The sequence below is a fragment of the Stenotrophomonas oahuensis genome (genome assembly GCF_031834595.1).
Classification (GTDB): domain Bacteria; phylum Pseudomonadota; class Gammaproteobacteria; order Xanthomonadales; family Xanthomonadaceae; genus Stenotrophomonas; species Stenotrophomonas oahuensis.
On sequence record NZ_CP115541.1, the window covers coordinates 2085164 to 2097500 of the forward strand.

The 12337-nt window shown below is 66.9% G+C and carries 12 protein-coding genes (1 of these 12 only partly in view); 3 read left to right on the plus strand and 9 right to left on the minus strand.

The window, feature by feature from the left end; translation table 11 throughout:
* Positions 1-4: 4 nt before the first annotated feature.
* The 6 genes from kdpC to pyrE form a co-directional block, all read right to left on the minus strand.
* Complete coding sequence (kdpC, locus tag PDM29_RS09100) at positions 5-640, minus strand: potassium-transporting ATPase subunit KdpC (RefSeq protein WP_311193511.1); 636 nt, start codon at positions 638-640, stop codon at positions 5-7.
* Positions 637-2688, minus strand: a complete 2052-nt coding sequence (gene kdpB / locus PDM29_RS09105; RefSeq protein ID WP_311193512.1) for a potassium-transporting ATPase subunit KdpB — start codon at positions 2686-2688, stop codon at positions 637-639. Before kdpB ends, kdpC begins: the two co-directional genes overlap by 4 nt.
* Before the next feature lie 11 nt (positions 2689-2699).
* A complete protein-coding gene (gene kdpA, locus PDM29_RS09110; protein WP_311193513.1) occupies positions 2700-4421 on the minus strand; it encodes a potassium-transporting ATPase subunit KdpA in 1722 nt (573 codons plus the stop codon).
* 12 nt (positions 4422-4433) lie between these two features.
* Positions 4434-4526: a potassium-transporting ATPase subunit F gene (locus PDM29_RS09115; RefSeq protein WP_311193754.1), complete on the minus strand. Its 93-nt coding sequence runs from the start codon at positions 4524-4526 to the stop codon at positions 4434-4436.
* A 163-nt stretch (positions 4527-4689) separates the two neighbouring features.
* Positions 4690-5382: a hypothetical protein gene (locus PDM29_RS09120; RefSeq protein ID WP_311193514.1), complete on the minus strand. Its 693-nt coding sequence runs from the start codon at positions 5380-5382 to the stop codon at positions 4690-4692.
* A gap of 22 nt (positions 5383-5404) precedes the next feature.
* The gene (gene pyrE / locus PDM29_RS09125; protein WP_311193515.1) at positions 5405-6064 is read right to left on the minus strand and encodes an orotate phosphoribosyltransferase; all 660 of its coding nucleotides are present in this window, start codon (positions 6062-6064) and stop codon (positions 5405-5407) included.
* 164 nt (positions 6065-6228) lie between these two features.
* On the opposite strand from pyrE, the gene PDM29_RS09130 reads away from it, so the two are divergent.
* Both PDM29_RS09130 and PDM29_RS09135 read left to right on the plus strand, forming a co-directional pair.
* The gene (locus PDM29_RS09130) at positions 6229-7029 is read left to right on the plus strand and encodes an exodeoxyribonuclease III (RefSeq protein WP_311193516.1); all 801 of its coding nucleotides are present in this window, start codon (positions 6229-6231) and stop codon (positions 7027-7029) included.
* The gene (locus PDM29_RS09135) at positions 7026-8399 is read left to right on the plus strand and encodes an AmpG family muropeptide MFS transporter (protein ID WP_311193517.1); all 1374 of its coding nucleotides are present in this window, start codon (positions 7026-7028) and stop codon (positions 8397-8399) included. Before PDM29_RS09130 ends, PDM29_RS09135 begins: the two co-directional genes overlap by 4 nt.
* Positions 8400-8491: 92 nt before the next feature.
* Here the strand turns inward: PDM29_RS09135 and PDM29_RS09140 are convergent, their stop codons facing one another.
* From PDM29_RS09140 to PDM29_RS09150, 3 genes are all read right to left on the minus strand, one after another.
* On the minus strand, positions 8492-8719 hold the full coding sequence (locus tag PDM29_RS09140) for a hypothetical protein (protein WP_125361847.1): 228 nt from the start codon (positions 8717-8719) through the stop codon (positions 8492-8494).
* 111 nt (positions 8720-8830) lie between these two features.
* Entirely contained in the window at positions 8831-9955 is a 1125-nt protein-coding gene (locus PDM29_RS09145) for an anhydro-N-acetylmuramic acid kinase (protein ID WP_311193518.1), read from the minus strand.
* A gap of 82 nt (positions 9956-10037) precedes the next feature.
* Positions 10038-11501, minus strand: a complete 1464-nt coding sequence (locus tag PDM29_RS09150) for a M23 family metallopeptidase (protein WP_311193519.1) — start codon at positions 11499-11501, stop codon at positions 10038-10040.
* A gap of 169 nt (positions 11502-11670) precedes the next feature.
* Here PDM29_RS09150 and tyrS point away from each other — a divergent pair, with 169 nt between their 5' ends.
* A protein-coding gene (tyrS, locus tag PDM29_RS09155; protein WP_311193520.1) for a tyrosine--tRNA ligase crosses the window boundary here: on the plus strand, positions 11671-12337 show its 5' portion. 548 nt of this gene lie beyond the right edge of the window; the window shows 667 of its 1215 coding nt (coding positions 1-667); the start codon lies at positions 11671-11673; the stop codon falls past the right edge of the window.

The window sequence follows — 12337 nt, forward strand, 5'->3', positions numbered from 1 at the left end:
AACATCACGGGGTGGAATCCAACGCCACGTTCAACATCAACACATTCACCCGAGGCTGCCCGAACACCCCCCACGTCTTCCCCTCGGTGTTCGCATCCACCACGGCCTGCACCTGTTCCACCGTCATCCCACGCGCCTTGGCCACCCGCGGCACCTGCACAGCTGCAGCGGCCGGCGAGATATGCGGGTCCAACCCCCCACCGGACTGGGTCGCCAGGTCAGCGGGAACATCCGCCACCGCAATACCCTCACGCGCAGCCACCTCCTCGGTGGCCTGCTTCACGCGGGCCTGCAGGTCCGGGTTGGTCCGCGCCATGTTGCTGCCCGCAGCGGCCATCGGGTCATAGCTGGCCGCCGACGGACGCGACTGGAAGTAGCCGTCGGCCACGAACGGCTGGGCCACCAGGCGCGAGCCACGGACCTTGCCGTCCTGGACCAGCAGGCTGCCATTGGCCTGGTCGGGGAAGATCGCCCCGACCACGCTGGTGGTCGCCACAGCGTAGAGCAGGCCAAAGCCCAGCAGGCTGGCGATACCCAGCACGATGGCCGGGCGCAGCGCGGTGCCGTCCTTCAGCGCGACCGTGGTGTCGGCGCGCGAAGGCAGGGGGCGGGAAAGCGAAGCAGTCGTTGAGCGGTTCATGCGCCAAACACCATGACAAGGAAGAGGTCGATCAATTTGATGGCCGCGAACGGCAGCAGCACGCCGCCCAGGCCGTACACCAGCATGTTCCGACGCAGCAGCGCGGTGGCGGTGGCCGGACGGAAGCGCACGCCACGCAGCGCCAGCGGAATCAGCGCCGGAATCACCAGCGCGTTGAAGATCAGCGCGGCCAGCACCGCATTGCGCGGGCTCGACAGCCCCATGATGTTCAAGGTGGCCATGGCCGGCAGGGCCGCGGCAAACAGTGCCGGCAGAATCGCGAAGTACTTGGAGACGTCGTTGGCCAGCGAGAAGGTGGTCAGCGCACCGCGCGTGATCAGCTGCTGCTTGCCCACTTCCACCACCGCCAGCAGCTTGGTCGGATCCGAATCCAGATCGACCATGTTGCCGGCCTCCTTGGCTGCCTGCGTGCCCGAGTTCATCGCCAGGCCGATGTCGGCCTGGGCCAGCGCCGGGGCGTCGTTGGTACCGTCACCCACCATCGCGACCAGTCGGCCGCCGGCCTGTTCGGCACGGATGCGGGCCAGCTTGTCTTCCGGACGGGCTTCGGCGATGTAGTCGTCGACACCCGCTTCGGCGGCAATGGCAGCCGCGGTCAGCGGGTTGTCACCGGTGATCATCACCGTGCGGATGCCCATCGCGCGCAGCTGGGCGAACTTCTCGCGCATGCCGTGCTTGACCACGTCCGACAGTTCGATCACCCCCAGCACGTGGCGGCCTTCGCACACCACCAGCGGGGTGGCACCGTTGCGTGCGACCTGCTCGACGCGGCCGGCCAGCTCGGCTGGTACCGCGCCGCCCTGTTCGCGGACATAGGCGGTAATCGCGTCCGAGGCACCCTTGCGGATGCGACGGCCACCGTCCAGGTCAACGCCGGACATGCGGGTCTGCGCGGTGAAGGCCAGGTACTCGGCACGATCTGGCTCGGCGGTGGTGCAGCCCTGTTCGCGCGCCAGGCGCACGATCGACTTGCCTTCCGGGGTCGGGTCGGCCAGCGAGGACAGCAGCGACGCTTCCCGCAGCTGGGCGGCATCGATGCCCGCCAGCGTGTGGAAGTGGGTGGCCTGGCGGTCGCCGTGGGTGATGGTGCCGGTCTTGTCCAGCAGCAGCACGTCGACGTCACCGGCCACTTCCACCGCCTTGCCGGACTTGGCCAGGATGTTGGCCGCCAGTGCACGGTTCATGCCGGCAATACCGATGGCCGGCAGCAGGCCGCCGATGGTGGTCGGAATCAGGCACACCAGCAGCGCGATCAGCAGCAGCGGGTCGACATTGACGCCGACGAACGAACCGATCGCCGGCAGCGTGGCGACCACGACCAGGAAAGTCAGGGTCATCGCCGCCAGCAGCAGGGTCAGCGCGACTTCGTTCGGGGTCTTCTGGCGGTTTGCGCCTTCCACCAGCGCGATCATGCGGTCGAGGAAGCTGTGGCCCGGTTCGGCGGTTACCTTCACGATGATCTGGTCGGACAGCACCTTGGTACCACCGATCACACCACTGCGGTCGGTACCGGCCTCACGCAGCACCGGGGCCGATTCACCGGTCACCGCTGCTTCGTTGATGGTGGCCAGGCCCTGCACGATCTCGCCGTCGGCCGGCACCAGTTCACCGGCGCTGACAATGACGTGGTCGCCCGGGCGCAGTTGCGCCGCCGGCACATGGGTTTCGCTGGCACCGGCATGGGCGGCGGCCAGACGGCGCGCGGTCAGGTCCTGACGGGCACGGCGCAGCGACGCGGCCTGGCCGCGGCCACGGGCCTCGGCCACTGCTTCGGCGAAGTTGCCGAACAGCACCGTCAGCAGCAGGATCGCGGTGACGGTCAGGCCGAAGCCCAGCGGTGCGTTGCCGGTCAGGGTGACCAGCAGCGCCACCAGGGTGCCGGCCATGACCACGGCCATGACCGGGCTGTGGATCAGGTGACGCGGAGACAGCTTGACCACCGAATCGCGCAGGGCGCGGCGCAGGCCGGGCCCATCCAGCAGGCGCTGGCGGCGAGGGGAAGACGCATTCAAGGGAAGAGTGCTCATGGAATCTTGTCTCACTGCAGGGTCAGCGACAGGTGGTCGGCCACCGGGCCCAGCACCAGTGCCGGCATGAACTGCAACACAGTCAGAATGACGATCACCGCGATCAGGGTGATGCCGAAGGTAGGCGTTTCCAGCTGCAGCGTGCCGGCGGTTTCCGGCGCGCGACGCTTGGCCGCCAGCTGCGCGCAGATGATCAGCGGCACAATCAGCAGCGGGTAGCGGCCCAGAATCAGCACCAGCGTGCAGGTCAGGTTCCACCATGGCGTGGCGTCACCCAGTCCTTCAAAGCCCGAACCGTTGTTGGCATACGCCGACGTGTATTCGTAGAAGACCTGGCTGATCGCGTGGAAGCCCGGGTTGGAATTACCGGTCAGCGAAGGCACCGCCAAGGTGATACCGGTCAGCACCAGCAGGGTGATCGGCTGCAGCAGGATCAGCAGGGCCAGCAGGCGCACCTGCGGGGTTTCCAGCTTGCGGCCGAACAGCTCCGGAGTACGGCCGGTCATCAGGCCGGCCAGGAACACGCCCAGCAGCATGTAGACGATGAACTGCAGCAGGCCGCAGCCAATACCGCCCCAGATCGCGCCGACCAGCATGTTGACCATCGGCACGGCACCGGCCAGCGGACTCAGCGAGTCATGCATGCCGTTGACCGAACCATTGGTCACCTGGGTGGTCACGGCCGCCCACAGCGCGGTGCCATCGGAACCGAAGCGCACTTCCTTGCCTTCCATCAGCAGCGGGCTGCTGGCGGTCGAGGAGTAGCCCTCCAGCCACACCGTGGCCGCGACCGAGACGCTGGACATCGCCAGCATGCAGCCGAACACCAGGCCGGCCAGGCGCTTGCGCCCGGTGAACGCACCCAGCATGAACACCACCGCGATCGGAATCAGCAGGATGCTCACGATCTCGATGGCATTGGCCAGCGGAGTCGGGTTTTCCAGCGGCACGCTGCTGTTGGGGCCATACCAGCCGCCACCATTGGCGCCCAGCTGCTTGGCCGCCACCATCGCGGCAACCGGACCCAGCGGCAGCTTCTGGCCTTCCATGCCGGCCGATGCGTCGATCGGCGTGGCGGTCGGGCCACCGGCCAGCGTGGACGGAACGCCCTGGCTGGTCAGCAGCACCGCCCACAGCAGGCACAGCGGCAGCAGGAAGCGCACGCACGAACGCACCACGTCGGCGTAGTAGTTGCCGACGTTGACCAGGCGGTCACCGTTGGCAACCGGCTCGGCCTGGGCAGTTGCCGCCGTGGCGTCGGTCTTGACGAACAACGCACGCAGCGTGGCCACCAGCAGGGCCAGGCCCATCATCGGGGTGACCACCTGCAGGCCGGTGATCGCGGTCATCTGCGCGAAGTACGACAGCTGCGCCTGGCCGGAGTAGTGCTGCTGGTTGGTGTTGGTCAGGAACGACACCATTGTGTGCAGCGCGGTATCCCAGCGCATGTTGGGAATCTGGTCCGGGTTGAACGGCAGCCAGGCCTGGGTCATGAACACGATCTGCACCAGCACCGCGATCACCACGTTGCTGAGCAGGAACGCGCCCACATAGCCGCGCCAGCTCATGCCGCGCGCCGGGTTCACGCCCAGCAGCCAGTAGAGGGGTTTCTCAACCAGCCCGAACAGCGCATCGCCGGCCATCGGCCCGCCGCGCATCACCCGGGCCAGGTACAGCCCAAGCGGAAAGGCCAGCACGATGCTGGCCAGAATGATCAGAAGAATCTCGGTCATGGTCGGCTCCGATCAGAACTTTTCGGGCGCAAGCACGACGTACAGCAGGTAAGCGGCGGCAACCAGCACCAGCACGCCACAGATCAGGGCAAGCCAGGCGGGCAGGGTAGGCGGCGTTGCAGCAGCGGCGGCAACAACAGGCAGAATCAGGCTCATGGGACGTCCAGGTGGAACCACTCCACGTCAGATCGCCATCGTCCGCCTCAGCCGCGTAAACACGCCACGCCCGCCTCAGCGGGCGAGCGTAAAAAAGCCATAAAAATCGCGATCAACCCCTCGGGTCGTTCGCTACCGCGGTCCCCTTCAACACACGGTACCGCTGCAACGTTTCCTCGATTTCCGTATCCAACGCCTCGCGCTGGGCGATGAACGAGGCCTGCAGGCGCTGCTGCGCCACCAGTTCGGTATGGCGCAGGCGGATATCCTGGGTCTGCTTGTCCGTCACCGGCTGCCCGGCCAGCTCGCGGTCGCCGGCACCGGAGAGCAGGGTCACCAGTGCATCGCGCAGGCTGGCCACGTTGTAGCTGGCGGTCTGCACGTTGTTGTCCAGAATGCTGGTGCGCTCGGTGAACACCCGGCGCAGGTCATTCTCGTCCTCGTAGGTGGACAGCATGGCCTGTTCGGTACGCTTGCGGGTTTCCTCGGCGGCCTGGTCCAGCTGGCGCTGCGCAGCGGCCACCGCTTCGGTGGCACGCTCCTCTTCGGTCAGGGTGCGCTCCACGCTGCCCCGGCGCAGGCCGCTCTTCACCCCGAATTCCTCACGCGCGCTGTTCACCGCGTCCTGCGGCAGGGCATCGCTGCAGATCCGCTCATTGCCCTTGTTCCAGCAGTACAGCTTTTTCGGCTTGGCCTGCACCCGCTGGTACTTGGGTGCCTGCTGTTGCTGTGCCTGCAGCGCCGGTGCGGCCAGCAGCAGGGCCAGCGCGGTGACGGTCAACGATAACGTGGTGAACCTGGACATGGTGAGCAGCCCCCTGCTGCAATCAACGCGTAGGACGGCTGCCGTAACGGGACCTGTAGTCCTCCAGCGGCTGCCGGTACCCGACAAGTTCCGGATTTCCGGAGGCAAAATCAAGCAGGTCGGCCAGCGTGGCGACTGCCACCACCGGAATGCCGGCTTCTTCGGCCACCGACTGGGCTGCCGAGCGGCGGTCGGTTTCCGACGCGATCTCCTGACGGTCCAGCGCCACCACGATGCCGGCCGGCGTGCCGCCCGCGCCCTTGATGATGGTCAGGGCCTCGCGGATCGCGGTACCGGCGGTGATCACGTCGTCCACGATCAGCACGCGCTTGCCGTTCATGTCCGCGCCGATCAGGTTGCCGCCTTCGCCGTGGTCCTTGGCTTCCTTGCGGTTGAACGACAACGGCAGGTCGCGGCCGCGTTGGGCGAATTCACAGGCGGTGGCGGTGGCCAGCGGAATGCCCTTGTAGGCCGGGCCGAACACCACGTCGAACTTCAGCCCGGTGGCTTCCACGGCGTCGGCATAGCAGGCCGCCAGCTGGGCCATGCGGGCACCGGAGTCGAAACGCCCGGCGTTGAAGAAATAGGGGCTCAGCCGGCCCGACTTCAGGGTGAACTGGCCAAAACGCAGCGCGTCGGCGGTCAGCGCCAGCTGCAGGAAACGGTAACGATGGTCGCTCATCTAATGACTATTCAATTCTCTTTGGAGCGCAGATGCTAATGCATTGGCCCCAATTCAGGCTCGCGGCCGGCCGTCGCAGGCCCCAGCAGCGGCCGGATCCGGCCAGCCGCCGGCGTGGGCAACCCGGTATGCTTTGTCGGTTCCCGCACCAACCCTGGAATCGCATGCGCATCATCAGTTTCAACGCCAATGGCATCCGCTCCGCCGCCAGCAAGGGGTTCCTTGACTGGTTCCGCGCCCAGAATGCCGACGTGCTGTGCATCCAGGAAACCAAGGCCCAGGAAGACCAGCTGGCCGACCCCATGTTCCGCCCGGACGGTCACCACTGCTTCTACCGCGACGCCATCACCAAGAAGGGCTACAGCGGCGTGGCCATCTACAGCAAAAAGGAGCCCGACCAGGTCATCACCTCGCTGGGCTGGGCTCCGTTCGACGACGAAGGCCGCTACATCGAGGCCCGTTACGGCAGCCTCAGCGTGGTCTCGTTCTACATTCCCTCCGGCAGCTCCGGCGACCTGCGCCAGGGCTTCAAGTACGAGGTGATGGAATGGCTGCGGCCGATCCTGGCGCAGTGGCTGGCCAGCGGCCGCGACTACGTGCTGTGCGGCGACTGGAACATCGTGCGTTCGGCGCTGGACATCAAGAACTGGAAGTCCAACCAGAAGAACTCCGGCTGCCTGCCGCCCGAGCGCGACTGGCTCAACGGCCAGTGCGTGGACACCGACCAGGCCATGGACATCGCCGCCGGCCAAGGCTGGACCGACGCCTACCGCCTGCTGCACCCGCAGGGCGAGGACTACACCTGGTGGAGCAACCGCGGCGCAGCCCGGGCCAACAATGTCGGTTGGCGCATCGACTACCAGTTCGTCAGCCCCGGTCTGCGTGAGCGCCTGCGCAGCTGCTCGATTTACCGCGACGAGCGCTTCTCCGACCATGCCCCGTTCACGGTGGACTACACCCCATGAGTGAAGCGGTGGCTGCCAAGCGCCAACGCCCGTGGCAGCGGGTGCTGGCCAACCTGACCGATCACAAGGTCATGGCCATGCTGCTGCTGGGCTTCAGCTCCGGCCTGCCGATCTACCTGGTCGGCAACACGCTTGGGTTCTGGATGCGCAAGGAAGGCATCGATCTCAGCACCATCGGCTTCCTGTCCTGGGTCGGCCTGGCCTATACCCTGAAGTTCCTGTGGGCTCCGATTGTCGACCGCACCGACGTGCCCGGATTCGCCCGCCTCGGCCGTCGCCGTGGCTGGATGCTGCTGTCGCAGATCGTGGTTGCCGCCGGCCTGGTCGGCATGGCGCTGGTGCAGCCCAAGGGCGGCCACATCCAGTTCCTCGGCATCGCCTGGGAGCACATCGTCGTGTTCGGGGTGATGGCGGTCATCGTCGCCTTCGCCTCGGCCACCCAGGACATCGTCATCGATGCGTGGCGTATCGAAAGCGCCAAGGACAGCGAACAGCTCGGCCTGCTGACGTCCTCTTCCGCGCTGGGCTACCGCAGTGCCCTGCTGGTCACCGACGCGCTGATCTTGCTGGTCGCCTCGCGCGTGGGCTGGCAGATCTCCTACGAACTCATGGCCGTGCTGATGATGGTCGGCGTGGCGGCCGTGCTGGTCGCCGACGAGCCCGCGCGGCAGACCGCGGCAGGGCAGGGCCAGAGCGCCGCGCTGTGGACCCCGCGCGGCTTGTTCGACGCGGTCGTTGGCCCGTTCGTGGCCTTCATCAAGGAGCATCGTAGCGGGGCCATCCTGATCCTGGTCGCCATCAGCGCCTACCGCATGGCCGACTTCATCATGGGCCCGATGGCCAATCCCTTCTACGTGGACCTGGGGCTGGACGAAGACGTGGTCGGCGCGGTGCGCGGCTCGGTCGGGCTGGTCGCCACCTTCGTTGGCATCGCCCTGGCCGGTCTGATCGCGGTGCGTTGGGGCGTGCTGGTCACCCTGGTGGTCGGTGCGGTGCTCGGGCCGTGTTCCAATCTGGCGTTCGCCTGGCTGGCCTATGTCGGCCCGGACACCACTCATTTTGCCGTGGCCATGGCGATCGACAACGTCGCCAGCGGGTTCGCCGGCACGGCGTTGATCGCCTACATGTCCAGCCTGACCAGCATCGGCTACACCGCCACCCAGTACGCGCTGCTCAGCTCGTTCTATGCCATGCCCGGCAAAGCCTTGAAGGGCTTGTCCGGCTGGGCCGTGCAGAGCCTGGCGCAGGGTCGCACCCTGCTGGAGGGCTATGCGCTGTTCTTCATCGGCACCGCGCTGATCGCCATTCCGGTGGTGCTGCTGTGCCTGGGCCTGATCTGGCAGCAACGGCGGCAGACAGCGAAGGCCTGAATACTGGGGAATGCTCTGCGTAGAGACACGCCATGCGTGTCTTCGCGGTGCCGGATTCACGCGAGACACGCATGGCGTGTCACTACGGGTTGCTAGAACGACTTCGCATCCGGCAGCGCCTGCAGCGCCGCGATCGCATCGGCCAGGGCATCCACTTCCGGGTTCTGGAACCCATGGCGCACCTCGAGCTCGCTGGAGAACAACCCCTGCTCCAGCAGCACCACGCAGGTGTACTCGCGCGTCCAGCCGCGCGCCACGGCGACGCGACGGATGCGTTCGTCGAGCAGCGGATCAAGATCGCGCAGCACCAGATCGGCCATGTGTTCTCCCCTTGCGTACAGCACCGCCCCCACGGCACAACAGGGTCGATCATGCGCCTGCCTTGGGGCGCGGGCAATACGCCCGCGGAACGCCAGACCTGCTGCGTTCACCTAGGCCGGATGGATCGCGCCCAGAATCCGCGGCCCCTCGGCCCCGGTCACGCTCGGCAGGTTGCCCGCCAACCCGTCCAGGGTGCGCTGTGCCAGCCAGGCAAAGCCCATTGCTTCCATGTAGTCCGGATCCAGCCCGTGCACCGCGCTGGACTCCACCACCACGCCCGGCAGCCGCGCGCTGAGCCGCTGCAGCAGCTGCGGATTACGCACGCCACCGCCGCAGACCAGCACCCGGCGCGTGTCCGGCAGATGCGCCAGCAGGGCGCCGGCCACGGTGGCAGCAGTCAGTTCCAGCAGGGTCGCCTGCACGTCGGCAGCCGCCAGCGTCCTTCCTGCCAACGCGGCCTCCGCCCACGTCAGATGGAACTGCTCGCGCCCGGTGCTTTTCGGCGGGGGCAGGGCGAACCACGGCTCCGCCAGCCACTGCGCCAGCAGCGCCTCATCGACCTGGCCGCTGGCCGCGAAGGCCCCGTCCGCATCGAACGGCACGCCCCGGTAGCGCTGGCACCACGCATCCATCAGCGCGTTGGCCGGGCCGGTGTCGAAGCCGCGCGGCGTGCCGCCACGCGGAATCAGGGTCAGGTTGGCAATGCCGCCCAGGTTGAGGATCGCGCGGTCCTCGTCGCTGTGGCCCAGCATGGCCAGATGGAACGCCGGCATCAGCGGCGCGCCCTGGCCACCGGCGGCCACGTCGCGGCGGCGGAAGTCGGCCACGGTCGTGATGCCGGTCCCCTCGGCGATCCGGTTGGCATCGCCCAGCTGCAGGGTGAAGGCTGGGGAGGCCAGCGGCCGGTGGCGGACTGTCTGCCCGTGCGAGCCGATCGCCCGCACCTGCACGCGCTCCACGCCGCTGGCCTCCAGCAGTGCATTGGCGGCGGCGGCAAAGGTCAGGCCAATCTGGGCGTCGATGCGGCCCAGGGTATCCAGCGAGTCCACGCTGCCGCCTTCGCCCAGCGCGATCAGCTCCGCGCGCAACCCCGGTTCCCACGGGTGCGTGTGCCCGTGCAAGAAGCGGCATCCGCCTTCAGCAGGGAACTGCACCAGCGCGGCATCGATGCCATCGGCGCTGGTGCCCGACATCAGGCCCAGGTAGAGGGGAAGGGCAGGGTCAATGGCAGTCATGAAAAAGGTGGGTCCCGAAAGAGAACCCGCCCATCATCGCAATCCGAAGCCCGTAGAGCCACGCCCTGCGTGGCTGCCAGGCTCAACCGCGCCCGTTCTTGGCCGGCTTGGCCGCACTAGCCGTAGCCTTCTCAGCCGATGCCGCCTGCGGAGCCGGGCTGGCCTCCGCATAGATCAGCTTTTCCATGCCCTGGATACGCGCCAGCGCCGGCGCAGTCTGCGCGCGGAAGGCCACCAGTTCAGCCCCCTTCAGCGGTTCCGGCGGCGGCATGGTCACAGACAGCGGATTGCGGTGCACGCCGTTGACGCGGAATTCGTAGTGCAGGTGCGGGCCGGTGGCCAGGCCGGTCGAGCCGACGTAGCCGATTACCGTGCCCTGGGCCACACGCTGGCCGGTCTTGATCTTGCCGAAGCGCGACATGTGACCGTACAGGGTGGTGTGTCCCTTGCCGTGGTCCAGGATCACCACGTTGCCGTAGCCGCGCTGCACGCCGGCAAACTGCACCCGGGCATCGCCGGCGGCCATGATCGGGGTGCCGGTGCGCGCGGCGTAGTCCACGCCCTTGTGCATGCGCATCTTGCCCAGCACCGGGTGGCGACGCGCGCCGAAGGTGGAACTCAGCCGCGCGAAGGGAATCGGCATGCGGATGAAGCTCTTCTTCAGCGGTCGGCCGCTGACGTCGAAGTACTCCGACTTGCCGTTGCGGTCGAAGCGGAAGCCGCTGTAGGTCTTGCCGTCCGAGGTGAACGTGGCCGCCAGGATCTTGCTGGTGTCCACCTTCTCGCCTTCGCGCCAGGTTTCATCCAGCACCACGCTGAAGCGGTCGCCCGGCTGGATGTCCTTGGAGAAGTCGATGTCGTACTTGAAGATCTCGTCGGTCATCGTCGCAATGGCCGAAGGCGACAGCCCGGCCTTGCGCGCCGCCGCGTACAGCGAACTGGTGATCTCGCCGCTGGTCACCACCCGGCGGGTGGAGCTCTCGCGCTTGGTGACCTGCTCGCTGATCTTGCCGTCCTTGAGGGTCAGCTCCACGCGGTTGTCGCCGTCGCGGTTGTAGCGGATCGCACGCAGGTCGCCGGAGAGCGGTACATCGAAGGCAATCTCGGTGCCCGGGCGCAGCTTCACCAGCGAATCGCGCACGCCGGGGTGGTCCAGCACATCGTGCATCACCGTGGCCGGAATGCCGGCTTCGTCGAACAGGTCGCTCAGGGTCTGGCCGCGCTGCACGCGCAGCACCTGCCAGCTGTCACCCGGGGTCTGGTTCTGGCGTTCGGCCGACAGCGGTGGCAGCGGCAGGGCCAGGGTGGAGTGGTCGGCTGAGTACGGGCCGTCGATGGTGTGCGAGAAGCCCGGCACAATAGTGGCCACCAGCGCGCCGATGGTGGCGAACAGGCTGGCGTGCATCCAGTGACGGCGGGTCCAGCGCTCGTTGAAGGCCGCCGGCAGGTGCTGCTTGAGCTTCCGATGGAGGGCAGTGTCGTGAAGAACGTGGAGACGTTCCTTGAAGCGCTGCTTGCGGGCGCGGCCTTGATCGGAGTTGAGCATCGTCGAGCGGTTCCTGGCTGACCCGGCAACTCGGGCCTAAACGCCGGTTACCATAGACAGGTATAAATATCGCGTCAAACCCTTGTGCCTATTGGCTTTTGTGAAGCACTTGCGGTTAACTTGTACTTAACGTCATTCATATAAATACGGCACCGCCGGGAGTTGCAACGTGTCATCGATTGATCAAGCCCTTGCCCAGATCGGCCGCGGGGCCGATGAGATCCTCAAGATCGAGGAGCTGCGCCAGCGGCTGGAAAGCGGCCGCCCGCTGCGGGTGAAGGCCGGCTTCGACCCCACCGCGCCGGACCTGCACCTGGGCCACACCGTGCTGCTGAACAAGCTGCGCCAGTTCCAGGACCTGGGCCATCAGGTGATCTTCCTGATCGGTGACTTCACCGGCATGATCGGCGACCCGTCCGGCAAGAACGCCACCCGCAAGCCGCTCAGCAAGGACGACGTGCTGGCCAACGCCCGCACCTACGAGGAGCAGGTGTTCAAGGTGCTGGACCGCGACAAGACCGAAGTCCGCTTCAATTCCGAGTGGTTCGGCAAGATGGGCGCGGCCGACATGATCCGTCTGGCCGGCCAGCACACCGTGGCGCGCATGCTCGAGCGCGATGACTTCGCCAAGCGCTACGCCGCCCAGCAGTCGATCGCCCTGCATGAGTTCCTGTACCCGCTGGTGCAGGGCTACGACTCGGTCGCCCTGGAAGCCGACGTGGAACTCGGCGGCACCGACCAGAAGTTCAACCTGCTGATGGGCCGTGGCCTGCAGGAGCACTACGGGCAGAAGCCGCAGATCGTGCTGACCATGCCGTTGCTGGAAGGCCTGGACG